At 72.0% G+C, this 22,015-nt stretch carries 23 protein-coding genes; 13 read left to right on the top strand and 10 right to left on the bottom strand.

Features of this window, described 5'->3' with window-relative positions:
* Positions 1-27: 27 nt before the first annotated feature.
* Together ACK8OX_RS06645 and ACK8OX_RS06650 are read left to right on the top strand one after the other, a co-directional pair.
* Positions 28-783, top strand: a complete 756-nt coding sequence (locus ACK8OX_RS06645) for an HpcH/HpaI aldolase family protein (protein WP_430663160.1) — start codon at positions 28-30, stop codon at positions 781-783.
* Positions 784-977: 194 nt separating this feature from the next.
* Positions 978-2,093 carry a THUMP domain-containing class I SAM-dependent RNA methyltransferase gene (locus ACK8OX_RS06650; protein ID WP_430663161.1) on the top strand — a complete coding sequence of 372 codons (1,116 nt, stop codon included), beginning with the start codon at positions 978-980 and terminating at the stop codon, positions 2,091-2,093.
* Between the two features lie 201 nt (positions 2,094-2,294).
* On the opposite strand, the gene ACK8OX_RS06655 is transcribed toward ACK8OX_RS06650, so the two are convergent.
* The 4 genes from ACK8OX_RS06655 to ACK8OX_RS06670 are packed head-to-tail and all read right to left on the bottom strand — an operon-like array spanning position 2,295 to position 4,848.
* The gene (locus ACK8OX_RS06655) at positions 2,295-2,726 is read right to left on the bottom strand and encodes a DUF3574 domain-containing protein (protein WP_430663162.1); all 432 of its coding nucleotides are present in this window, start codon (positions 2,724-2,726) and stop codon (positions 2,295-2,297) included.
* Positions 2,723-3,073, bottom strand: coding sequence for a DMT family transporter (locus ACK8OX_RS06660; protein ID WP_430663163.1), 351 nt, complete (start codon positions 3,071-3,073; stop codon positions 2,723-2,725). The genes ACK8OX_RS06655 and ACK8OX_RS06660 overlap by 4 nt, the downstream gene beginning before the upstream one ends.
* A 10-nt stretch (positions 3,074-3,083) precedes the next feature.
* Positions 3,084-4,100, bottom strand: coding sequence for a glycosyltransferase family 2 protein (locus tag ACK8OX_RS06665; protein WP_430663164.1), 1,017 nt, complete (start codon positions 4,098-4,100; stop codon positions 3,084-3,086).
* Positions 4,101-4,113: 13 nt separating this feature from the next.
* The gene (locus ACK8OX_RS06670) at positions 4,114-4,848 is read right to left on the bottom strand and encodes a class I SAM-dependent methyltransferase (protein ID WP_430663165.1); all 735 of its coding nucleotides are present in this window, start codon (positions 4,846-4,848) and stop codon (positions 4,114-4,116) included.
* A gap of 153 nt (positions 4,849-5,001) precedes the next feature.
* On the opposite strand from ACK8OX_RS06670, the gene ACK8OX_RS06675 reads away from it, so the two are divergent.
* From ACK8OX_RS06675 to ACK8OX_RS06700, 6 genes are all read left to right on the top strand, one after another.
* A complete protein-coding gene (locus ACK8OX_RS06675) occupies positions 5,002-6,600 on the top strand; it encodes a hypothetical protein (protein WP_430663166.1) in 1,599 nt (532 codons plus the stop codon).
* The gene (locus ACK8OX_RS06680; protein ID WP_430663167.1) at positions 6,600-7,433 is read left to right on the top strand and encodes an FAS1-like dehydratase domain-containing protein; all 834 of its coding nucleotides are present in this window, start codon (positions 6,600-6,602) and stop codon (positions 7,431-7,433) included. The genes ACK8OX_RS06675 and ACK8OX_RS06680 overlap by 1 nt, the downstream gene beginning before the upstream one ends.
* On the top strand, positions 7,426-8,385 hold the full coding sequence (locus tag ACK8OX_RS06685) for a DMT family transporter (protein ID WP_430663168.1): 960 nt from the start codon (positions 7,426-7,428) through the stop codon (positions 8,383-8,385). Before ACK8OX_RS06680 ends, ACK8OX_RS06685 begins: the two co-directional genes overlap by 8 nt.
* Entirely contained in the window at positions 8,385-9,296 is a 912-nt protein-coding gene (locus tag ACK8OX_RS06690) for a DMT family transporter (RefSeq protein ID WP_430663169.1), read from the top strand. The genes ACK8OX_RS06685 and ACK8OX_RS06690 overlap by 1 nt, the downstream gene beginning before the upstream one ends.
* Positions 9,293-10,177 carry an MBL fold metallo-hydrolase gene (locus tag ACK8OX_RS06695; RefSeq protein WP_430663170.1) on the top strand — a complete coding sequence of 295 codons (885 nt, stop codon included), beginning with the start codon at positions 9,293-9,295 and terminating at the stop codon, positions 10,175-10,177. Before ACK8OX_RS06690 ends, ACK8OX_RS06695 begins: the two co-directional genes overlap by 4 nt.
* A gap of 70 nt (positions 10,178-10,247) precedes the next feature.
* Positions 10,248-10,676 carry a hypothetical protein gene (locus ACK8OX_RS06700; RefSeq protein ID WP_430663171.1) on the top strand — a complete coding sequence of 143 codons (429 nt, stop codon included), beginning with the start codon at positions 10,248-10,250 and terminating at the stop codon, positions 10,674-10,676.
* A 12-nt stretch (positions 10,677-10,688) separates the two neighbouring features.
* Here the strand turns inward: ACK8OX_RS06700 and ACK8OX_RS06705 are convergent, their stop codons facing one another.
* The 5 genes from ACK8OX_RS06705 to ACK8OX_RS06725 are packed head-to-tail and all read right to left on the bottom strand — an operon-like array spanning position 10,689 to position 16,353.
* Complete coding sequence (locus ACK8OX_RS06705; protein ID WP_430663172.1) at positions 10,689-11,378, bottom strand: NUDIX hydrolase; 690 nt, start codon at positions 11,376-11,378, stop codon at positions 10,689-10,691.
* The gene (locus ACK8OX_RS06710; protein WP_430663173.1) at positions 11,371-12,186 is read right to left on the bottom strand and encodes a nitroreductase family protein; all 816 of its coding nucleotides are present in this window, start codon (positions 12,184-12,186) and stop codon (positions 11,371-11,373) included. The genes ACK8OX_RS06705 and ACK8OX_RS06710 overlap by 8 nt, the downstream gene beginning before the upstream one ends.
* A 38-nt stretch (positions 12,187-12,224) precedes the next feature.
* On the bottom strand, positions 12,225-14,285 hold the full coding sequence (locus tag ACK8OX_RS06715) for an acetate--CoA ligase family protein (protein WP_430663174.1): 2,061 nt from the start codon (positions 14,283-14,285) through the stop codon (positions 12,225-12,227).
* Positions 14,282-15,442 carry an acyl-CoA dehydrogenase family protein gene (locus ACK8OX_RS06720; protein WP_430663175.1) on the bottom strand — a complete coding sequence of 387 codons (1,161 nt, stop codon included), beginning with the start codon at positions 15,440-15,442 and terminating at the stop codon, positions 14,282-14,284. Before ACK8OX_RS06720 ends, ACK8OX_RS06715 begins: the two co-directional genes overlap by 4 nt.
* Complete coding sequence (locus ACK8OX_RS06725; protein ID WP_430663176.1) at positions 15,442-16,353, bottom strand: SDR family NAD(P)-dependent oxidoreductase; 912 nt, start codon at positions 16,351-16,353, stop codon at positions 15,442-15,444. The genes ACK8OX_RS06720 and ACK8OX_RS06725 overlap by 1 nt, the downstream gene beginning before the upstream one ends.
* Positions 16,354-16,472: 119 nt before the next feature.
* On the opposite strand from ACK8OX_RS06725, the gene ACK8OX_RS06730 reads away from it, so the two are divergent.
* The 3 genes from ACK8OX_RS06730 to ACK8OX_RS06740 are packed head-to-tail and all read left to right on the top strand — an operon-like array spanning position 16,473 to position 18,974.
* Positions 16,473-17,240: an ABC transporter ATP-binding protein gene (locus tag ACK8OX_RS06730; RefSeq protein ID WP_430663177.1), complete on the top strand. Its 768-nt coding sequence runs from the start codon at positions 16,473-16,475 to the stop codon at positions 17,238-17,240.
* A complete protein-coding gene (locus ACK8OX_RS06735) occupies positions 17,233-17,994 on the top strand; it encodes an ABC transporter permease (protein ID WP_430663178.1) in 762 nt (253 codons plus the stop codon). Before ACK8OX_RS06730 ends, ACK8OX_RS06735 begins: the two co-directional genes overlap by 8 nt.
* Before the next feature lie 20 nt (positions 17,995-18,014).
* Positions 18,015-18,974, top strand: coding sequence for an ABC transporter substrate-binding protein (locus ACK8OX_RS06740; protein WP_430663179.1), 960 nt, complete (start codon positions 18,015-18,017; stop codon positions 18,972-18,974).
* Positions 18,975-19,025: 51 nt separating this feature from the next.
* On the opposite strand, the gene ACK8OX_RS06745 is transcribed toward ACK8OX_RS06740, so the two are convergent.
* Positions 19,026-19,913, bottom strand: coding sequence for an alpha/beta fold hydrolase (locus ACK8OX_RS06745; RefSeq protein ID WP_430663180.1), 888 nt, complete (start codon positions 19,911-19,913; stop codon positions 19,026-19,028).
* 147 nt (positions 19,914-20,060) lie between these two features.
* Between ACK8OX_RS06745 and ACK8OX_RS06750 the strand changes: the two genes are divergently transcribed.
* Positions 20,061-20,492: an SUF system Fe-S cluster assembly regulator gene (locus ACK8OX_RS06750; protein ID WP_430663181.1), complete on the top strand. Its 432-nt coding sequence runs from the start codon at positions 20,061-20,063 to the stop codon at positions 20,490-20,492.
* Between the two features lie 9 nt (positions 20,493-20,501).
* Positions 20,502-22,001: a Fe-S cluster assembly protein SufB gene (gene sufB / locus ACK8OX_RS06755; protein ID WP_430663182.1), complete on the top strand. Its 1,500-nt coding sequence runs from the start codon at positions 20,502-20,504 to the stop codon at positions 21,999-22,001.
* Positions 22,002-22,015 lie beyond the last annotated feature (14 nt).

Raw genomic sequence — 22,015 nt, forward strand, 5'->3', positions numbered from 1 at the left:
GACATCCGACGAGGGGAAGCGGCAGAGATGGCAAATGGCGTGAAGGCGGCCTGGGCGGCCGGCAAGCCGGTGGTGAACGGGTGGCTCGCCATCCCCACGGGCTTCAGCGCGGAGGTCATGGCGCAGGCCGGCTTCGACAGCCTGACGGTGGACATCCAGCACGGCGTCCAGGACTACATGTCGATGATCGCCTGCTTCCAGGGCATGCAGCCGCATGGCGTGACGCCGATGGTGCGCGTCCCCTGGAACGAGCCCGGGATCATCGGCAAGGTGCTGGACGGCGGCGCCAAGGGCGTGATCTGCCCGATGGTGAACACCGAGGCCGAGGCCCGCGCCCTGGTGTCCGCCTGCCGCTACCCGCCGAAGGGCACGCGCAGCTTCGGTCCGATCCGGTCCGGCATCTACGGCGCCGCAGCCGACACCAATGCGGCCAATGACGACGTGCTGGTCATCCCGATGATCGAGACCAAGACCGCGCTCGACAACCTCGAGGCGATCGTCAGCGTCCCCGGCGTGGACGCGGTCTATATCGGGCCGTCCGACCTGTCGCTGTCGCTGGGGATGGAGCCGAAGCAGGACCGGCAGGAGCCGGAGTTCCTGAAGATCATCAACCAGATCCGCACCACCGCCGCGAAGCATGGCGTGAAGACGGGCATCCACACCATGTCCGGCGCCTATTCGAAGCAGATGTTCGAAGCCGGGTTCAACCTGGCGACGATCATGAACGACAGCGGCCTGATGCTGACGGCCGCGCGCGCGCAGACGGCGATCGCGAAGGGCTGACCGGCCAGGGCGGGCAGCCGCCCGCCCTGGCCGGACCCGGCGGGGGCGCATCCGCACGCGCCCCTGCGGGGGGCACCGCCGGCTGGCCGCCGGGCGCCGGGCCTGATAGGAGGCCAGCGAGGCCCTTCCTGCCCCTCGCCGTGCGGACGGGCGAGGTCGCCGCCGCAGGTCCCGCTGCCCGCCACGCGGACGAGATGACGAAGGACACCGGGTTCGAGATCTTCCTCGCCGCCGCGCCGGGCCTCGAAGCCGCGCTGTACGCCGAGGTGCGGGGAAAGGGCTTCCGCCAGCCAAGGGCCGTGCCCGGTGGCGTCGTCATCCGCGGCGGCTGGCCGGAGGTGTGGCGCGCGAATCTCTGGGTCCGCGGGGCGGGACGCGTCCTCGCGCGCGTCGATGCGTTCCGCGTCACGCATCTCGCGCAGCTCGATCAGCGCGCGCGGCGCGTGCCCTGGGGCGCCGTGCTGCGGCCGGACGTGCCGTTCCGGGTCGAGGCCACCTGCGCGGGGTCGCGCATCTACCACAGCGGCGCGGCGGAGGAGCGCATCGGCACGGCCATCCGGGAGACCCTCGGCGCGCTCGCCTCTCCCGAGGCGGAGGTCGTCGTGCGGGCGCGGATCGAGCGCGACATCTGCACCCTCAGCATCGACACGACCGGCGGGCTGCTGCACCGGCGGGGGCACAAGGAAGCCGTCAACCGCGCGCCGCTGCGGGAGACGATGGCGTCCCTGTTCCTGCTGCAATGCGGCTTCGACGGGACGGAACCCGTGCTGGACCCGATGTGCGGGTCGGGCACCTTCGTCATCGAGGCGGCGGAGATCGCCGCGCGGCTCAACCCCGGGCGCTCGCGCCGCTTCGCCTTCGAACACCTCGCCACATTCGATGCCGCCGCCTGGCAGCGGATGCGGGAAGTGCGGAGCATGCGCGAGCCTTCCGCCCGCTTCCACGGCAGCGACCGCGACGCCGGGGCGGTCGCGATGAGCCGCGCCAATGCCGAGCGCGCGGGCGTCGCCGCCTTCACCGAATTCCGCCAGGCCCCGATCAGCGATGCGGCGCCGCCCCCCGGCCCGCCGGGGCTGGTGATCCTCAACCCGCCCTACGGCACCCGCCTTGGCGACCGTGCAGGGCTGGTGCCGCTGTACCGCGCGCTCGGCCAGGTGCTGCGGAGCCGCTTCGCGGGCTGGCGCGTCGGCCTGGTGGCGAGCGAGCCCGCGCTGGCCCGGGAGACAAGGCTTCCCTTCCTCGTCCCCGGGCCGCCGGTGCCGCATGGGGGGCTGCGCGTCACGCTGTTCCGGACCGGCCCACTGGCCTGATGCCTGCACTGCGGGGCGCCGGGCGCGCTGCCCGGGAGGAGGCGGGCACGGGGCCCATGCCCAGTACTATATCCGGCTCGTCAAGTACTCACCTGCGGCGGGCGGAGCCCGCCGAGCCGCCGGATGGCGGCCGCGGCAGGTGCCGCGAAGCCGAGGCCGGCGTCTGAGGATGAAGTGCGTCAGCACTTCATGAGCCAAGTATCAGAACCCCACGCAGCCCGGCCGCGTCGCGACCATCACGCTTTCCTGCCCGAAGCGCGCGCGGTAGGCGGCGGTGACGGGGGCGAGGCGCGCGGCCGCCCCATCCGGCGTGGCGGAGGGAAGGGCGACGAGCAGCAGCTTGCTCCGCTCCCGCGCCACCCGCCCGTCGCGCCCGCGCCACTGGCCGGCGCCGTCCAGCACGGTCAGCCCGTCGGGGAAGGCGGGGGTCAGCACCTCGTCCACGAAGCGGGCCCAGGCGGCGTCGTCCACCACCTCCCGCCCGGCGGCGCTGCGGCCGAAGAACGCCTCGGCGAAGGTCGCGGGCCCCGTCCCGGCGGGGCAGGCGGCGGGCGGGGCGGCGGCGCAGCCGGCCAGCAGCGCCGGCAGCAGCGCAGCGATCGCCGGCAGCGCGGCCCGGCGCGCCACCCTCACGCGGTCGTCGCCAGCAGCACCACGCCGGCGCAGATCAGCCCGATCGCGGCGATCTTCTGTGGACCCAGGCTCTCCCCGAACATCGACCAGCCGACCAGCGCGATCACCACGTAGCTCGCCGCCGTGCAGGGCAGCGCGATGCTCATCGGGATGCGGCGCAGCGCGATGATGTAGAGCAGCGCCGCCCCGCCATAGGCACCGAGCCCGATGATGGTCTGCCAGCGGAAGAGCTGGTCCAGCAGGCTGCCCGATGCCGCGACGGACCCCGCCGCCCCCGACTTCAGCAGCACCTGCCCGACCAGCGAGGTGACGATCGCGGCCGCCAGCGTGATCCAGGCGAGGGTCATCGGCGTCGCGTCACGACAGCGCGGGCACGCGCGCGGCGCCGGGCAGGGCCGGGGCCCCGGCCTCCGGCTCGGCGGGGCGTTCCTCGGCGGGCGGAAGCACCTCCCGCACCACGCCCTGCGGCTTGCCGTTGGCCGAGAGGAAGGCGCGGCCGACATACTCGCCGAGCACGCCGAGGATGAGGAACTGCACCCCCGCCACCAGCAGCGTCACCGTCATCATCGACGCCCAGCCCGACGGCGTCTGGCCCGTCAGCCCTTCCCAGATCACGATCCCCGCGGCGAGCAGGCCGAGCACGCCCATCGCGACGCCCGCCAGGATCGCCATGCGCAGCGGCAGGACGGAGAAGTTGGTCGCCAGGTTCAGCCACAGCAGCACCAGGCGCTTCAGCGTGTAGTTGCTGCGCCCCTCGGCCCGCGGCAGGTGCTTCACCTCGATGCTGTCGAGCCGCTGGGTCACCTGCATCAGCAGCCCGTCCACATAGGGATAGGGGCCGCGGTACTTCGCGACCTCCCGCACCGCCAGCGCGCTCATGCAGCGGAAGGAGGAGAGGTAGAGGCCCTTCGGCTTGTCCAGCAGCAGGTCAGCCACCCCGTTGGCGAAGCGGCTGCCGAGGTTGCGCCACCCCTCGTGCTCCTTCTTGGCGTAGCGCGTGTAGACCACGTCCCAGCCGCCGAGCCTGGCGTGGTCGTAAAGGCGGACCACCTCCTCCGGCGGGTTCTGCAGGTCGTCGTCCATGGTGATGACATAGGCGCCGCGGGCGTGGCGCAGCCCGGTCATGACCGCGTTGTGCTCGCCGAAGTTGCGCGCGTGCTCGACATAGGTCAGCGGCACGGTCGCGGTTCGGGCCAGCGCGCGGCAGACCTCGCCGGAATTGTCCGGGCTGCCGTCGTTCACCAGCACGATCTCGAGCCCGCCGGCGGGCTTCAGCGCCGACAGCGCCTCGACCAGCGCGCCGACGGTGGCGGCGCCGCGATAGACCGGCACGACGATGGACAGGCCGACGGGGCGGCCGGGATTCTCGGTCACGTCATCTTCTCCATCACCGCCGCGTAGCCACGACCAGCACCGAACCGCCGAAGGGCAGCGGCAGGCCATGCGCGCCCATCCAGCGGTCCACCATCGAAACGCCCAGCAGTGTGCGATCGATCCAGGGGGGGAAATGTGTCACGTCGCTTGGCGAATCAGGGCGCCGTTGCAGCACTTTTCGTTGAACCGCCATCAGCGGCAGCAGCAGCCCGTTCCAGTAGCGGGCGGAAACGCCGTCGAACCCCGCGTCCCGCAGCAGCGCCGCGGCCACCCCGCGCGTGAAGCGGCGGGTGGTGTGGACGCGGATGTCATGCGCGCTCTTCATCCAATCGTAGGCGGGCAGGTTCAGCACCACCGTGCCGCCCGGCCGCAGCACGCGCCGGAACTCCGCCAGCGCCGCGGCGGGGTCCACCGCGCCGTGGCACAGCACGTCGATGCTGACGATGGCGCCGAAGCTCGCCCCGGCGAAGGGCAGGGTGTTGGCGTCCCCCACCGCCACCGGGCGGCCGGACTTGGCGGCGGCGCGGGCGGCCGCCTGCGGCATGTATTCGAGGCCCATCGCCTCCCGCTCCGGCGTGGCATCGGCCATGCGCCGCAGGAAGCCGCCCGTGCCGCAGCCGGCATCGAGCACCGGGCCCGGCGCCCCTGGGCGTGCGCGCAGCGCGTCGAGCACGCGGGCATGGGCGGCGCGGTACCACCACATCCGGTCCTCGGTCGCGTCCATCAGGGCGTATTCGGCAGGCTCCAAGGCAGCATCCTCCACGGCCGGTTGTGACGGCAGAGGGAGGCGAGGGCAAGGCGGGACGGCGGCCGGCGCGGGGCAGCCCTGCCGCACCGGCGCCGCAATGCGGTTGCATGCTTTCCCGTGCCGCAACAGGATGCGGCCCGTCCAGCGAAGCCGATGACCCTACCTTCCGCCCAGCCCCCCCAGACGGCCGACCTTTCCGCCGAGCCCGCCGCGCGGCCCCTGTCGCTCGCCGCGGCACGGCCGCGCCTGCTGCGGGCGCTGGCCTTCGGCCCGGCGCTGGCCTTCCTCGCCCTGGCGCTGTCGCCGCCGCTGAACCATGACGTCGCCGCGATCCTGAACTTCGCCGAGCGCTGGGTCGGGGGGGAGCGGCTGTACCGCGACCTCATCGACGTGAACCCTCCGCTGATCTTCGTCCTGACCGCCATCCCGGCCGCCATCGCCCGCTGGTCGCCGCTGGATGGCGTGCAGGCGCAGCTGATCTGCATGGTGGCCTGCTGCCTGCTGGCCTGGCGCTTGGCGACGCGGCTGCGGGAAGGGCGGGCGGAAGGCCCGGTGGAAGCTGCGGTGCTCGATGCGCTGGTGCCCTTCGCCTGCGTGCTCGCGGCCTATGACGCGGGGCAGCGGGAACACCTGATGGTGCTGTTCGCCATCCCCTACGCCTTCCTCGCGGCCCGGCGCGCGGACGGGCAGGCCACGCCCCCCGGCCTCGCCATCCCCGCCACCGTCGCGGCCGCCCTTGCCTTCGCGCTGAAGCCGCATTTCCTGGCGGTGCCGGCGCTGGTGGAGGTGCTGGTGCTGCTGCGGCGCGGCCCGGCCGCTGCGCTGCGCGACCGCCTGCCCTGGATCATGGCCGGCATCTGGCTGCTGTACCTGGCCAGCATCCCGGTGCTGTTCCCGGACTACTTCGACTTCGTCGTGCCGCTGGTGATCGACTTCTACCTCGACAATGGCGGGCTCAGCCTGCTGGACGTGCTGCTGACCGACAAGTTCGGCTCTGCCATGTTCGCGCTGGCCCTGCTGCTGCCGGCGCTCGCCTGGCGCGGCACGGGGACGGCGGCGCGGATGCTCGGCGCGGTCGCGCTGGGTGGCGCGCTGTCCGCCTGGGTGCAGCACAAGGGATGGAGCTACCACGTCGTCCCCATCGCCACCGCCACGATGCTGGCGGCCGGCATCGTCGCGGCGCGCTGGCTGGACCGCAACCTCGGCCCGAGCCGCGCGGCGGAGAAGGCGCCGATGCTCGCCCTCGCCGCCGCGCTGGCGGTGATGGCGGTCCATATCCGCGGGGAGAGCCCCTGGCGGCAGATCTGGTTCGACGGCGTCGACGGCGGCGGCCTCGCGCCCGTGCTGCGGCGCGAGGTCTCGGATGAGCGGCTGCTGGTCCTCACCCACGACATCTACCCAGTCTATCCCGCGCTGAACTATGCCCGCGCGCGGTCCACGCTGCGGACCATGAATCTCTGGATGCTGGCCGGCGCCTATCGCGAATGCCAGGACGGCGCCCCTCGCTACCGCGCCACATGGGAGATGAGCCGCCCCGAATTCCTCGTCTACCGCACGGTCGCGGAGGATTTCGCCCGCGCGCCCCCGGCCGGCGTGCTGGTTGCGAAGAATGTCGGCATCCCGCGCTGCGGCGCGGAGGAATTCGACCCGGTCGCCTATTTCAGCCGCCATCCGGCCTTCGAGGAGACCTGGCGGCGCTACACGCGGGTGGTCCACCTGGACAGGTACCTGCTCTACCTCCGAGAGGATTGATGTCCTATTCCGATTGGGTTGGCCGCGTCGAGACGCGCGAGGACCGGCTGGATGCACGCCTGCTCACCGGCATGGCCGCGACGCTCGGCCTGCCGCGGCCCGAGGCGCTGCCGCCGCTCTGGCACTGGCTGCTGTTCCAGGACTGGGTGATGCCGGACCGCATCGGCGCGGATGGCCACCCGAAGCGCGGCGGCTACCTGCCCCCGGTCCACGACCTGCCCCGCCGCATGTGGGCCGGCGGCCGCGTGGCCTGGACCGGCGCCCCGATCCGCGAAGGCGACGCGGTGCGGCGCACCAGCACCATCCTGTCGGTCGAGGAGAAGGCCGGCGGCTCCGGCCGGCTGGTCTTCGTCACCGTCCGCCACGTCACCGAGGGCGCGGCCGGCGTGTCGGTGGAGGAGGAGCAGGACATCGTCTATCGCGGCGCGGACGGCGCGGCGGTGAAGCCGGGCGACCCGGCCGCGCCCTGGCCCGGGGCGGCGGAACGCGTCGTGACCCCGGACCCGGTCATGCTGTTCCGCTACTCCGCCCTGACCGGCAATGGCCACCGCATCCATTACGACCACCCCTATGCGACGGGGGTGGAGGGCTACCCGGGCCTGGTGGTGCACGGGCCCCTGCAGGCCACGCTGATGGCCCACCACATCCAGGACCAGGCGCCGGGCCGGCGCCTCGTGCGGTTCAGCTACCGCGGCCGCCGCCCCTGCTTCGACAGCCGCCCGCTGCGCATGCTGGCCCGCGGCGAGGGCGATGCCTGGAAGGCCGAGACGCGCGACGACCAGGGCGCGACCTGCATGCAGGCCGAGGCGGTGCTCGGGCACGCCCTTGCCTGACCGAACAGCCGGCGCGGCGGGCCGGCGCCTGCCGCTGCGGCAGGACACCATCCGCGGCATCGCCATCATCTGCATCGGCTTCGCCATCATCGCGGTGGCCGATGCCGCGGTGAAATGGGCGCTGCCGGAAGTCGGCGTCGCGGTCGCGATGGTGTGGCGCGGCGTCTTCGGGATGCTGGCCATTGCGCTGCTGTCGCGCGGGCGGGGGCTGGCGCCGCGGCGGCGGCCGCTGCTGGCGCTGCGCTCGATGCTGCATTGCGCGGTGACGGTCGCCTTCTACCTGGCCTGGATCAACGGTCTGCCGCTGGCCGATTCCTATGCGGTGAACGCGGCGTCGCCGCTGCTGATGACGGTGCTGGCCATCCCGCTGCTGGGCGAACGGGTGGGCTGGCGGCGCATGACCAGCACCGCTGTGGGCTTCGCGGGCGTGCTGGTCATGCTGCAGCCGGGTGGCGAGTTGTGGCGATGGGAAGCGGGGATGCTGCTGGCCGGCGTCTCCCTGCTGGCGGTGACGCGCATCTGGACCCGCGTGCTGGCGGCCACCGACACGCCGCAGGCCATCGCCTTCTGGCTGCTCTTCGCGCATGTGCCGATGGGCCTGGCGCTGCTGCCGGTCTTCCCGCCGCTCGGCCCGCTGCTGCCGTCCTGGCAGGTGACGGTCGCGCTGGCCTGCCTGGGGCTGGCGAATGGCAGCGCGCATTTCCTGTTCGCACGCGCCTTCGCCATCGCCCCCGTTTCGGCGCTGGCGCCCTATGAATACACCACGCTGGTCTGGGGCGGCATCCTGGGCTTCCTGATCTGGACCGAGGTTCCGGCCTGGAACACGCTGGCCGGGGCGGCGGTTGTGATCGCCGCCGGTCTCTACAACCTCCACCGCGAGCAGATCCGCAAGCGCGAGGCGGAGGCGGCCACCGCCCGGCCCCGGCAGGGCATGCCGGGGAGCGGAACCTGATGGCGCTGCGCCACGACATGCGCCGCGGCGTGCTGTTCATGCTGGCGGCCTGCGCGCTGTTCACCGCCATGGGCGTGGTGGTGAAGGACCTCAGCGCCCGCATCCCCTTCCCGGAACTGATGTTCTTCCGCAGCGCCTTCGCCATGCCGGTGGTGCTGGCGATCGTCGCGCACCGCACCGCGGTGAAGAACTGGCCTTCCGTGCTGCGCACGCGCCGCCTGGGCGGCCACGTCACCCGCGCCTGCACCGGCGTGATGGCGATGAGCTGCGGCTTCTACTCGCTCAGCGTGCTGCCGCTGGCCGAGCAGACGGCGCTGACCAACACGACCCCGCTGTTCACCACGCTGCTGTCGATCCCGCTGCTGGGGGAGAAGGTCGGCATCCACCGCATCTCCGCCGTGCTGCTCGGCTTCCTCGGCATCCTGGTGATCGCGGTGGGGCAGGGGGCGTTCCAGGGCGGGCTGTCCGCCACCGCGCAATGGGGATTGCTGGTCGCGGTGATGCACGGCGTCTTCTCGGCGGGAACGACGATGCTGGTGCGCAGCCTGTCGGGCACCGAGGCGAGCACGACCATCGTGCTGTGGCAGTCGCTGCTGATGACGGGCTTCACCGCCCTCGCGCTGCCCTTCATCTGGGTGACGCCCGGCTGGGGGGACCTGGCGCTGCTGATCCTGGTCGGGTTGATCGGCGGCGCGGCGCAGGTGCTGCTGACGGAAGCCTGGGCCAGCGCGCAGGTCTCCGCCCTGTCGCCCTTCACCTATTCCTCGCTGCTCTGGGCCATCCTGTTCGGCTGGGTCGCCTTCGGCGACGTGCCGAGCCTCTGGACCATCCTCGGCGCCGCGCTGATCGTCGCGGCCAGCCTCTACATCATGCACCGCGAACTCGTGCGCGGAGGGGGAAGGACGCGATGAGCCTGCGATTCCTGCGCGACGACGCCCTGCCGCACGGCGTGGCGGAGCCGGCGGCGCCGCTGGTCCGGCGGCTGGTCTGCCCCAATCCCGGCCCCTTCACCTTCCGCGGCACCAACACCTACCTCATCGGCCGGGGCGAGGTGGCCGTGCTCGACCCCGGCCCCGCCGATCCCGCGCATCTGGACGCCCTGCTGCGCGCGACGGAGGGGGAGCGGATCACCCGCATCCTCGTCAGCCACACGCATCGCGACCACTCGCCCGGCGCCGCCGCGCTGCAGGCCAGGACCGGCGCGCCGATCTTCGGTTTCGGCCCGCACCTGACCCCGCCGGGCGAGGGCGGGGAGGGCGGCGACCACGATTTCCGCCCCGATGCCGCCCTGCCCGACGGCGCGGTGGTGGAGACCGCCGACTGGCGCGCGACGGCGATCCACACGCCCGGCCATTGCGCCAACCACCTGTGCTTCGCGCTGGAGACGGGGCACGGCGCCGGCGTGCTGTTCAGCGCCGACCATGTGATGAGCTGGTCCACCAGCGTCGTCAGCCCGCCGGATGGCGACATGGCCGCCTACATGGCCTCGCTCGCGAAGCTCGCGCCGCGCGACGACCGGCTGTACCTGCCCGGCCACGGCCCGCCGCTGCCGGACCCCGCGCCCTTCGTGGCGGCCCTCGCCGCGCATCGGCGGGAGAGGGAGGCGAGGGTGCTGGACGCGTTACGCGCCGCCCGCCGCGCCACGGCGGCGGCGCTGGTGCCGGCCGTCTATGGCCCGGACCTGGACGCGAAGTTGGCGCCGGCGGCGGCGCGCAGCCTGCTGGCGCACCTCATCAAGCTCGCGGACGAAGGCGCGGCCTTTCGCGAGGGCGACAGCTTCGAGCCACGCTGACCCGCACGGCCCGCCTTTCCCTTCCAGCCCGCCGGCCGCCCGGCGGGAACCCAGCACCGCAGGACCACCGATGCGCTACGTCCCCAGCGCCGCCGAAGCGCGACGCTCCAACCTCGTCACCGCCGCCATCGTCGGCGTCGCGACGCCGGCGCTCGGCTGGCTCGACGGCTTCACGGACCTGGCCTGGCTCGCGCTGTTCGGGCTCGGCATGGCGGCGCTGGCCTACGGCTTCCACAGCTGGATCGGCCGGTCGGCCGGGCCCGCGGTGATCGAGGTCGCGGAAGGCGCGCTGGTGGTCGAACGGCGGGGCACGCGGACCGAGCTTCCCTGGGGCGGGATCGGCTCCGTCGCCTTCGGCAGCCATGGCGGGCAGCACCTGGTCGTCAAGGCGCTCGCCGGCGGATCGCCCCTCCGCGTCAGCCTCGACGGGCACCGCGCGGAGGACGTGGCGGAGATGCGGGCGCGGATCGCGGAGCGGCTGCCCGCCGCCCGTCGCTGAGGCCGCGCCGCCCTACTCGTCGCTCAGGCGGTTGTCGTTGCCGCGATAGACGATCTTCGGGCGCGATTGCCGCCCCGCCGCCGGCATGGCCAGCCATTCGGCGAATTCGCCCAGGATCTTGCGCGTGATGTCGGCGAGCTTCGCGCCGCGCGCCTGCGACAGCGGATACCAGCCGAGCTGCTCCAGCTCCCCCGACCCCGCGATCTCGCCGCGCACGGCATCGGCCGGCGCCAGCAGGAAGCGCGCGTTGAAGCGCATGGAGCGCGTCGGCGGCGTCACCGCGCGGCACAGGTAGTCCAGCGCGGCGAGGTCCGCGAGCAGGCGTCCGCCGGTCTTCTCGCCGAGCAGAAGCCCGGTCTCCTCGTGCAACTCCCGGCAGGCGGCGACGCCGAGCGCGCGGGCGAGGGAGGGCTTGGCACGGTGGCGCAGCAGCGCCTCCGTCTCGGGGCGAAGCTCGCTCGCGGCCTTCACCCCGTGGTCGGCGCGGTCCACGCGGCCGCCGGGGAAGACCAGCACATCGGGCATGAAGCGGTGCTTGGAATGGCGGATGCCCATCAGGATCTCGGGCTCGCCCGCGCGGGCCTGGCGCCAGACGATCAGGCTCGCGGCATGGCGCGGCACCACCGCCTTCTTCTTCGGGTCCTTGGCGGGCACCAGCTTCAGGTCATCGGCGCCGGGATTGTCGCGCGTGCTGTCAGCCAAGGTTGATGTCCTTCGTGGCGAGCCAGGCGCGGAAGCCCGCGCGCTCCGGCACGGAAAGCTGACGGGCGGCGTTCTCGCTCCAGCGGCAGCCCTCGGGCCGCGGGCCATGCACCTCCGGGTAGCGCGGCCTGCCCGGCGGGCGCAGCGCGTCATAGGCGGGCAGCACCGTCGTAAGGTCGGGATCCGCATAGGTCTCGCGATGGATCACCACCGCGGGCGGCAGCCGGGGCGAGGGCTCGTTGCGCGCGGCTGGGAAGCCCAGCGTCAGCCCCGCCACGGGAAAGACGCCGGCCGGCAGGCCGAACAGCGCCTCCACCAGCGGCAGGTGGTTGCGGACATAGCTGACCGGACAGGTGCCGAGCCCCGCCGCATCCGCCGCCATGATGCAGAAGCCGAGGGCGAGCGCGGCATCGGCGCTGGCGTTCAGGAAGGTGTCGGCGCTGTCATTGGCATGGGCCAGGCCATGCGACGCGCAGACCAGGCGGCCGCGCCGGATATCGCCGCAGAACAGCAGCAGCACCGGCGCGTCCTTGATCCAGGGCATCGTGCCTATGGCGTCGGCGACCCGCGCGATCTTCGCCCGGTCGCGCGTGACGACCACCGAATACTGCTGCAGGTCCGACTTGGAAGGCGCCGATTGCGCGCCGGCCAACACCGCGTCGAGCAGCCGTTCCGGCACCTCCTCCGCCGCGTAGCGCCGCGTCACGCGGCGGTCGAGCAGGGCGGCCAGCCCGGGCGGCAGGTGGGGCGGCGCGAAGGGCAGGGTGCCGTACCGCGCGCGAATCAGCGTCTCGGCTTCGTCGGACATCGCGGCAGCCTGCCACCGCCGCGCGGGTCCGGGAAGCGTCACGCCCGGACCACCCAGGCATCGGCCAGCGTCACGCCCTCGCCCTCCCTCCCCACGATCAGCGGGTTCGCCTCGGCTTCCCGAACCGCCTCCACCCCGGCCAGGCGGGAGACGGCGACGACGGCGCGGGCCAGCGCGTCGAGGTCGCCGCGCGGCAGGTTGCGCCAGCCGGCCAGCGGCTTCATCGCGCGGACCTCCGCGATCATCGCCCGGGCCTCCTCCATGTCCACCGGCGCGAGCCGCAGCGCCACGTCGCGGTGCAGTTCCGACATGACGCCACCGGCGCCGAGCAGCACCACGGGGCCCACTTCCGGGTCGCGGCGGAAGCCGAGGATGGCTTCCGCCAGCCCCTTCGCCATCGGCTGCACGAGGATGCCGGTGATGCGCGCGGCCGGCGCCGCGGCGGCGACGCGGGCGCGCATCGCCGCCGCGGCCTCGCGCAGCGCAGCCTCGTCGGCGATGTGCAGCACGACGCCGCCGACCTCGGTCTTGTGGGCGATGTCGGGCGACAGGATCTTGGCCGCCACCGGATAGCGCAGGCCGGGCGGCGGCGCGTCCCGCATCACCACGGCATCTGAGGCGAGGCCGAGCGCCGCGAACAGGGCACGGGCATCGGCCTCGTCCGGCGCGTCCGGCAGCGCGATGGCGGGCGGCGCTTCCGCGGCGATGACGCGCGGGGCGCGCCAGTCGCAGAAGGCGCGGATCGCGTCGGCTGCGCCTTCCGGCGTGCGGAAGGCGGCGATCCCGGCTTCCGCCAGCAGCCGCAGCGACGCCTCGGCCTGCGGGGCGAGGAAGGCGGCCACCGGCTTGCCAGGCGCCCTCGCCCCTTCGACGATGCCGGCCACCGCATCATGCGGCCGGAACTGCGCCGAGGACCCGACGACGGCGAGCGCGAGGTCGGTATCCGCCGCGGCGCGCAGCCCGGCGAGTCCGGCCATCACGCGGTCCGGCCGGGTGCCGGCCAGGGTCATGTCCAGCAGGCGGCCGTGATGCGGCAGCTTCGCCGCCTCCAGCACCGCCGACGCCGCGGCATCGGGCGCCCGCGCCTCGATCCCGAGCACGCCGAGCGCGTCGATCGCCAGCGCGCCGCCGCCGCCGGTGGTGGTCATCACCCCGACCGCGCGGTGCGACGCCGCCGGAGCGCGGCGATGCGCGATCAGCGGCGGCAGTTCCAGCAGCGCCTCCAGCATCGTCACGCGCAGGATGCCATGGGCGCGGAAGAAGGCGTCCGCCGCCGCATCGCTGCCGGCCAGCGCGCCGGTGTGGCTGGTGGCGAGTTCCGCCCCGAAGGGGCTGCGGCCGAGCTTCAGGGCGACGATCGGCTTGCCGAGCGCATGTGCCTTGCGCGCGGCGGCCGCCAGTTCCCCCGGCGCGCGGATCGCTTCCAGGAACAGGACGACGACGTCCACATCCGGCTCGTCGAGCAGCAGGCCCGCGATCTCGCCCGCCGTCAGGTCGGCCTCGTTGCCCGTGCCGACGAGGTGGGAGAAGCCAAGGCCCCGCGCCGCGCCGCGTGACAGCAGCGCCCCCATCATGGAGCCGGATTGCGAGACCAGCGCGACGCGGCCGGCAGGCAGGCTCTCGGCTTCCAGCGCGGCATTGGTGGTCAGCGCGATGCGGCGGTGCAGGTTGACCACGCCCATGGAATTCGGGCCGAGCAGCCGCACCCCGCCCGCCCTGGCCGCGGCCAGCACGCGGGCCTGCCGCGCCACGCCTTCCGGCCCCGCTTCCGCGAAGCCGTCGGCCAGCACGCAGGCCACTGGGATGCCGCGCGCGGCGCAGGCCGCGACCTGCGCCTCCACCCCGTCCGTCCCGAGCAGGACATAGGCGAAGTCGATCTCGCCGGGGATGTCGGCGAGGCTCGGATACGCGCCTTCGCCGAGCACCGTGGCGGCCCGCGGGTTCACCGGGAACAGGTCGCCCGCGAAGCCGTGGCGCCGCAGGTAACGCTGCGGCCGCGCCGTCAGCCGCCCCTCATCGGCCGAGGCGCCGATCAGCGCGATGCGGCGCGGCGCGAGAAGCGCCCGGGCAAGCCGGCCCGGCACGGGTTGCGTGCTCAAGGCTTCGCGCGCTCCGCCCGCTGGGGGAAGCTGCGGCCGAACACGCCTTCCGCGATGCGGTTCTTCATCATCTCCAGGCTGCCGCCGGCGATCATCCAGCCGCGCGTCTTGCGCACGCAGTACTCGATCAGCAGGTCCTGGCTGTAGCCGGTGCCGCCCATGATCTGCATGGATTCGTTCGCCGCCATCCAGCCCGCCTGGTTGCAGGCATACTTCGCGATGGCGATCTGCTGCGCGTCCGGCAGCCCGTCCTTGGCGCCGACCGCCGCGCGGTACAGCAGAAGCTGCGCGGCATCGAGCGCGACGCGCATCTCCGCGAATTTCCACTGCAAACCCTGGAATTCCGCCAGCGGCCTGCCGAACTGCCTGCGCGTCTCGGCATGCGCCTTCGCCTGCCGGAAGCAGTATTCGCCGAGCGCCAGCGCGCGGGTGGTGTTGCCGCAGCGTTCCACGTTGAAGCCGGCGATCTGCTTGCGGAACCCGCCCTCGCCCAAAAGCAGGTTCTCCGCCGGGATGAAGACGTTGTCGAAATAGAGCGCGCACCAGGTCTCGCCGTTCATGTAGCGGCTCGGGGCGCCGAGGCGGAAGCCCTCCATCCCGCGCTCCACCAGGACGCTGCCGATGCCGCCCACGCCAGGCCCGAAGCGGCAGTAGACGACGAAGACGTTCGCGTCCTCGGTGTTCGACGTGAACACCTTGCCGCCGTTCAGCCGCCAGCCATTGCCGTCCCTCGTGCAGGTGGTCTTGAGATCGGTCAGCGCGCTGCCCGCATCGGGTTCCGTCATGCCGACGGCGGCGATGGTCTCGCCGCGCAGCAGCGGGCCGAAGAAGCGTTCCTTCTGCTCGGGCGTCGCGTATTCGGCGAGGGTGCGGAAGGCGCCGAAATTGCCGGCCTGCAGCACATCGGCGCTGCGGGGGCAGACCAGGGCGATCTGCTCCATCGCCAGCACCGCGTCGAACAGCGTGCCGCCCTGGCCGCCATCCTCCTCCGGCAGCATGATGCCGAACAGGCCGCTCTCCGCCATCAGCTTCGCGACGTCCCACGGGAAGCGCTCGTCATGGGCGCGTTCCAGCGCGCCCTTGGCAAGGTGCGTCTCCGCGAAGCGGCGGACCGAATCCTGGAAGGCGACCTGCTCTTCCGACAGCGTGAAATCCATCAGACGGGATCCCAGGAGAAGACGTCGCCGCTGCGCTCCAGCGGCAGGAAGGCCGGGCGCAGGGCCGGCAGCGCAACCTCGGCGATCGCCTCGGGCGTCCAGCCATCGCCGCGATGCGTGCTGCGCACGGGGCGCGGCTGGCTGAAGACGAACAGCTCGTTGTGGCGGGCGGCGAAGATCTGCCCGCTCACCTCCCGCGCGGCGTCGGAGGCGAGGAAGACCGCGAGCGGCGCGTTCTTGTCCGGCGTCATCTGCTGCAGCCGAGCGACGCGCGCGCGCTCGGCCTCCGTCGCGGCGGGGATGGAGCTGGTCATGCGCGACCAGGCGAAGGGCGCGATGCAGTTCGACCGCACCCCGAAGCGCTGCATGTCGAGCGCGATGGACTTCGACATGGCGGCGATGCCGAGCTTCGCGGCGGAGTAGTTCGCCTGTCCGAAATTGCCGATCAGGCCGGAGGTCGAGGTCATGTGGACATAGGCCCCGCTGCCCTGCTTCCGGAAATGCTCGGCCGCCGCGCGGGAGACGAAGAAGCTGCCGTTGAGATGGACGCCGATGACGGCCAGCCATTCCTCGGGCGACATCTTGTGGAAGATCTGGTCGCGCAGGATGCCCGCGTTGTTGACCACGATGTCGATCCGCCCGAAGGCGTCCATCGCGGCCTGCACGATGCGCTGCGCGCCTGCCCATTCGGCGACGCTGTCGGTGTTCGCCACCGCCCGGCCGCCGCGCTGCTGGATGATGGCGACCGTCTGCTGGCCGGGCGTCCCGCTCGTCGGGCCCTCGCCGGTCAGGCTGGCGCCGATGTCGTTCACCACCACGCTGGCGCCGGCCAGCGCCATGGCCACCGCGATTTCCCGCCCGATGCCGCCGCCGGCGCCGGTGACGATGGCGACCTTGCCTTCCAGCATCATGTCCGCTGCCCCCTTCGCATTCACCGCGCTTCTAGTCCCGCACCGAAACCCCGTGAAGCCGGGTTGCCGCATGGCGCGCGGGCCCTAAACTCATGGCGGGAGAATGTTCGGGGGGCAGCTTGGCGATCGTCGCGCTTGAGGGGGTCGGCAAGACCTTCCGTGGCCGGACCGGGTCCTGGGAAGCCGTGCGCGACTTCAGCCTCGCGCTGGAGGAGGGAGAGTTCTTCTGCCTCCTCGGCACCTCCGGCTGCGGCAAGACCACCGTGCTCAACATGCTGGCGGGGTTCGAGGCGCCGACGGCCGGGCGCATCCTGCTGGACGGCGTGCCGGTGCGCGGCCCGGGCGCCGACCGCGGCGTGGTCTTCCAGGGGCATGACAGCCTGTACGACTGGCTGACGGCGCGCGACAACATCGGCTTCGGCCTGCGCCTGCGCGGCATGCCGCGCGCCGCGCGGCGCGAGGCGGCGGAGCGCTTCCTGCGAATGGTCGGGCTGACCGGGCAGGGCGCCAAGCACCCGTCGGAACTGTCGGGGGGCATGAAGCAGCGTATCCAGATCGCCCGCGCCCTGGCGAACGACCCGCGCATCCTGCTGATGGACGAGCCCTTCGGCGCGCTGGACGCGATGACGCGCGCGGTGCTGCAGGGGGAGCTCAGCCGCATCTGGGCGGAGACGCGCAAGACGGTGCTGTTCATCACCCACGACATCGAGGAGGCGGTCGCGCTGGCCACCCGCGTCGGCGTGATGAAGCGCGGGCCGGGCGGCACGCTGAAGGCGGTGGTGCCGGTGGACCTGCCCTTTCCGCGCGACCGCACCTCGGACGGCTTCATGGCGGCCTTCCGGGAGGTGCATGCGCTGATCCACGGGGAAATCCACGGCCATGACTAGCCGCGCCGCCACCATCGCCGGCTATGTCGCCGGCTTCGCCCTGCTGTTCCTCATCTGGCACATGGCGGCGGTGCTGCTGGTGCGTTCCGTCCTGTTCCCGCCGCCCTGGCCCGTGCTGGAACGCGCGGTGGCGCTGGTGGAGGACGGGCTGCTGCAGGAACAGGTGCTGGCCAGCATGCGACGCATCCTGCAGGGCTTCCTGCTCGGCAGCGCCATCGGCATCCCCGTCGGGCTCGCCATCGGCAGCTTCCGCCCGGTGCGGCTGCTGCTGGAACCCTGGACGGAGTTCTTCCGCTTCATCCCCGCGGTCGCGATGATCACCGTCGCGGTGATCTGGTTCGGCATCGGGGAGGAGAGCAAGGTCTTCCTCATCGCCTACACGACCGTCTTCGTGGTGGTGATCGCGACCGCGGCCGGCGTCGGCGCGGTGGGGCGGGACAAGATCCGCGCGGCGCAGTGCCTGGGCGCAAGCCGCCTTCAGGTCTTCGCGCTGGTCGCGCTGCCGGCGACCGTGCCCTACATCCTGACCGGGATGCGGCTGGCCATGGCCAATGCCTTCGTCACCATCGTGGCGGCCGAGCTCGTCGCCTCCAACGACGGCCTGGGCAAGATGCTGTGGGACGCGCGGCTGTTCATGCAGGTGGAGGACATCTTCGTGGCCCTCATCTCGCTCGGCCTGCTCGGCTTCGCGACCGACCGCGTCTTCCGCCTGCTGATCCGCGCCTTCGCCGGACGTTTCAACCCGACGATGTGACCTACAGGGAGAACAGGACCATGATGCGACGCCGCCACCTCCTCGCCGCCGGGGCCGCAGCCGCGCTGCCGCTGCCGGCCTTCGCGCAGAACGCGCCGATCCGCATGACCATCGCGACCGGCGTCGATCCGTCCTTCGCGCCCTTCTACGTGGCGCGCGAGGGCGGGTTCTTCCAGCGCAACGGGCTCGACGTGACGGTGAACACCGGCCCCTCCGGCTCCGCCATGATCGCCTTCCTGGTGGGCAACCAGGTCAACAGCGCCTATGGCGCGGAACAGGCCGGCGTCTCCGCCCACCTGGTTGACCCGAACGTCGTCGCGGTGTGCGAGGGCACGGCGCTGCTGCGCTGGATCAGCGTGCTGGGGCGCAACGTGGCCTCCATGGAGGACCTGAAGGGCAAGCGCGTCGGCGTGGCGCGCGGGACGGGCAGCGAGACCTTCTGGCTCTCGGTCGTCTCCCGGCTGAACCTGAACCCGGCCGACTACACCATCGTCAATGTCGAGGCGCCGGAGATGGTGGCCGCGCTGGAACGCGGCAACATCGACGCCTTCGCGGTGTGGGAACCCTGGCCGACCCGCGCGCTGCGCGCCATCTCCAACACGCGCATCCTGCTGTCGAACGAGCAGATCCAGGTGGTGCGCAACTTCGTCTACATGAACAAGGGCTGGGCGGAGCAGAACGCCGAGGCGACGCAGCGCTTCATGCGCAGCATGGTGCAGGCGCAGGAATTCTGCACGAACAACCAGGCGGAGGCCGCTCAGCAGGTCAGCCGCTTCCTCCGCCTCGACCGCGCGCTGGTGGCGGAGCTGATGACCAAGGTCGAATACAAGATGAACCTGACCCCGGACAGCGTCGCCAACATCCAGCTCGCGATCGACCAGCTGCGGGGCATGAACCGCCTTGCGCGGGAGGTGACGCCGGCGCAGGTGATCTGGCCGGGCGCGCTGGCCGCGGTGGCGCCGGACCGGGTCAGGATCTGAACCGGCCCGCCCCCCTTCCTCCGCGGGCGTGGGGAGGAAGGGGGAACGGCGCTACTTCTCCGCGGCCGCGATGATCCCGCCGGAGAGGCTGGCGGGTATGCGGTTGCGCCAGGTGCCGCCATCCACCTGCGTCACGAAGTCCAGCACCGCGCGGTTGAAGGCGTCCGGATCCTCGAGGTTCATGGTGTGGCCGCATTTCGGCATCACCAGAAGGGCGGAACTCGGGATGGTGCGCTTCAGGTAGATGCTCGCCTCCAGCGTCGGGTCGTCCTCGTCCCCGGCGATGACCAGGGTCGGCACCGTCATCGCTGCGAAGCCGTCCTTCAGGTCGAAAAGGTTCGGGCGGCGCCGCTGCACGCCGTTCATCGTCAGGGCGGAACCTTCCGTCGAATGCTCGCAGAGCTGCCGCTGGAACTCGGCATAGCCGCGGGGGTCCTTCTCCTCGAACACCAGGCGCGTCGGGCCGCGGCTGTAGGTCAGGCCGAAGGTCGCCATGGTCTCCGACCGGATGCGGGCGATGGCGGCATCCGTCTCGGCGTGGAACTGCGCCATCTTGCCCGGAGCCGCGCCGTAGCCGACGCCGGCGGCGGTCAGGCTGCGCGCCAGGCCGGGATGGCGCAGGCCGAGATGCAGCGTGGCGAAGCCGCCCATGGACAGGCCCACCACATGCGCCCGGCCGAGGCCGAGGCCGGTGATGACCGCCGCGATGTCGTCGGTGGCGCGGTCCTGGCTGTATTTCCCGGGGTCGGACGGCACCTCGGACGGCGGATAGCCGCGGGCGGCGAAGGCGATGCAGCGGTAGCGGCGGGCGAAGAAGCGCAGCTGCGGCTCCCAGCTGCGGTGGTCGCCCGCATATTCGTGGACGAAGACCATCGGCGCGCCGGAGCCCGCCTCCTCGTAATGCAGGCTCACCCCGTCATCGGTCCGTATCGTCGGCATGCTGTCCCCCAGGCGGTGCCGCCGCACGATGGCCGGGGCGGAACGAGGGGGCAAGAAGGGGGGGCCACCCCTTGACTCCGTGGGGGGGAGGGCGCATCTCCCAATCCGGACCTCAGAGGTCCGGTATGCGCCGATCGGAGGAACCGCGTGCTGCGGGTCTCGAAACTCACCGACTACGCGGTGGTGGTGCTCAGCCGTTTGGAGGCGGAGGGTGGGGTGCAGACCGCGCCCGGCCTCGCCGCCGGCACCGGCATCGCCGAGCCCACCGTCTCCAAGGTCCTGAAGATGCTCGCGGGGGCCGGCCTTGTCGAGGGGCTGCGCGGCGCCCGCGGCGGCTACCGTCTGCTGCGGCCGTTGACCGAACTGCCCCTGTCCGACGTGATCGTCGCCATCGACGGCCCGATCGCGCTGACTGCCTGCGTCGATGGCGGCTTCGGCTTCTGCGATGCCGAGCATGTCTGCCCCGTCCGCGGCCGCTGGGACCCCGTGAACGCCGCCATCCGCGACGCGCTCTCGGCCATCACCGTCGCCCGCATCGCCACGCCCGCTGCCCCCGTTCCCGTCCTCGCCGCCGAGTAGGACCCCCACATGCCCGCCGTCACCGAGACGCTCGAGACCGTCCAGTCCGTCACCGAATCCGGCTACAAGTGGGGGTTCGAGACGGATATCGAGATGGAGTTCGCCCCGAAGGGGCTGAACGAGGACATCGTCCGCTTCATCAGCGCGAAGAAGAACGAGCCCGCCTGGCTGCTGGAATGGCGGCTGAAGGCCTTCGCGATGTGGAAGAAGATGGAGGAGCCGCGCTGGGCCGCGGTGAAGTTCCCGCCCATCGACTACCAGGATTCCCATTACTACGCGGCGCCAACGCAGAAGGTGAAGCCGAAGTCGCTCGACGAGGTGGACCCCGAGCTGCTGCGGACCTATGCGAAGCTCGGCATCCCGCTGAAGGAACAGGCGATCCTGGCCGGGGTGGAGGGCGCGGGGGACAGCCCGTCCGATGCGCGTTCCATGCCGATCGCGGTCGATGCGGTGTTCGACAGCGTCTCGGTCGCGACCTCCTACAAGGAGCGCCTGGCGAAGGACGGCATCATCTTCTGCTCGATCAGCGAGGCGGTGCAGGAGCACCCCGAGCTGGTGCGCCAGTATCTCGGCACCGTCGTGCCGCAGGCGGACAACTTCTACGCGGCGCTGAACAGCGCGGTCTTCACGGATGGCAGCTTCGTCTACATCCCGAAGGGCGTGCGCTGCCCGATGGAGCTGTCCACCTATTTCCGCATCAATGCGAAGAGCACCGGCCAGTTCGAGCGCACGTTGATCATCGCCGACGCGGGCAGCCATGTCAGCTACCTGGAAGGCTGCACGGCGCCGCAGCGGGACGAGAACCAGCTGCACGCCGCGGTGGTGGAGCTGGTCGCGCTGGACGCCGCGACGATCAAGTACAGCACCGTGCAGAACTGGTACCCGGGCGACGCGGAAGGCCGCGGCGGCATCTACAACTTCGTCACCAAGCGCGGCGCCTGCCGCGGCGCGCGGTCGAAGATCAGCTGGACGCAAGTGGAGACCGGCAGCGCCATCACCTGGAAATACCCCTCCTGCATCCTGCAGGGCGACGACAGCGTGGGCGAGTTCTATTCGGTGGCCATCACCAACAACCACCAGCAGGCCGACACGGGCACGAAGATGTTCCACATCGGCCGGAACACGCGCAGCACCATCGTCTCCAAGGGCATCAGCGCGGGGCAGGGGCAGAACACCTATCGCGGCCTGGTGCGGATCAGCCCGAAGGCGTCGGGCGCGCGCAACTTCACGCAGTGCGACAGCCTGCTGATCGGCGACCGCTGCGGCGCGCATACCGTGCCCTACATCGAGAACCGCTGCATGAGCGCGAAGGTGGAGCACGAGGCGACCACCAGCCGCATCGCGGAGGACCAGCTCTTCTACTGCCGCCAGCGCGGCCTGTCGGAGGAGGATGCGGTGGGCCTCATCGTCAACGGCTTCTGCCGGGAAGTGCTGAAGGAGCTCCCGATGGAGTTCGCGGTGGAAGCGCAGAAGCTGCTGCAGATCAGCCTCGAAGGCTCGGTGGGTTAAGGACAGCCACGCAT

Origin of the sequence: Falsiroseomonas sp. CW058, from assembly GCF_050563535.1 — a bacterium.
In the GTDB taxonomy this organism is placed as follows: Bacteria; Pseudomonadota; Alphaproteobacteria; order Acetobacterales; family Acetobacteraceae; genus Falsiroseomonas.

Coding starts and splice junctions, on each gene's coding strand:
- ACK8OX_RS06700 (WP_430663171.1), top strand. CDS start 10,248: ATGCGCTACGTCCCCAGCGCCGCCGAAGCGCGACGCTCCAACCTCGTC.
- ACK8OX_RS06660 (WP_430663163.1), bottom strand. CDS start 3,073: ATGACCCTCGCCTGGATCACGCTGGCGGCCGCGATCGTCACCTCGCTG.
- ACK8OX_RS06695 (WP_430663170.1), top strand. CDS start 9,293: ATGAGCCTGCGATTCCTGCGCGACGACGCCCTGCCGCACGGCGTGGCG.
- ACK8OX_RS06675 (WP_430663166.1), top strand. CDS start 5,002: ATGACCCTACCTTCCGCCCAGCCCCCCCAGACGGCCGACCTTTCCGCC.
- ACK8OX_RS06735 (WP_430663178.1), top strand. CDS start 17,233: ATGACTAGCCGCGCCGCCACCATCGCCGGCTATGTCGCCGGCTTCGCC.
- ACK8OX_RS06690 (WP_430663169.1), top strand. CDS start 8,385: ATGGCGCTGCGCCACGACATGCGCCGCGGCGTGCTGTTCATGCTGGCG.
- ACK8OX_RS06725 (WP_430663176.1), bottom strand. CDS start 16,353: ATGATGCTGGAAGGCAAGGTCGCCATCGTCACCGGCGCCGGCGGCGGC.
- ACK8OX_RS06645 (WP_430663160.1), top strand. CDS start 28: ATGGCAAATGGCGTGAAGGCGGCCTGGGCGGCCGGCAAGCCGGTGGTG.
- ACK8OX_RS06680 (WP_430663167.1), top strand. CDS start 6,600: ATGTCCTATTCCGATTGGGTTGGCCGCGTCGAGACGCGCGAGGACCGG.
- ACK8OX_RS06720 (WP_430663175.1), bottom strand. CDS start 15,442: ATGGATTTCACGCTGTCGGAAGAGCAGGTCGCCTTCCAGGATTCGGTC.
- ACK8OX_RS06745 (WP_430663180.1), bottom strand. CDS start 19,913: ATGCCGACGATACGGACCGATGACGGGGTGAGCCTGCATTACGAGGAG.
- sufB (WP_430663182.1), top strand. CDS start 20,502: ATGCCCGCCGTCACCGAGACGCTCGAGACCGTCCAGTCCGTCACCGAA.
- ACK8OX_RS06740 (WP_430663179.1), top strand. CDS start 18,015: ATGATGCGACGCCGCCACCTCCTCGCCGCCGGGGCCGCAGCCGCGCTG.
- ACK8OX_RS06710 (WP_430663173.1), bottom strand. CDS start 12,186: ATGTCCGACGAAGCCGAGACGCTGATTCGCGCGCGGTACGGCACCCTG.
- ACK8OX_RS06650 (WP_430663161.1), top strand. CDS start 978: ATGACGAAGGACACCGGGTTCGAGATCTTCCTCGCCGCCGCGCCGGGC.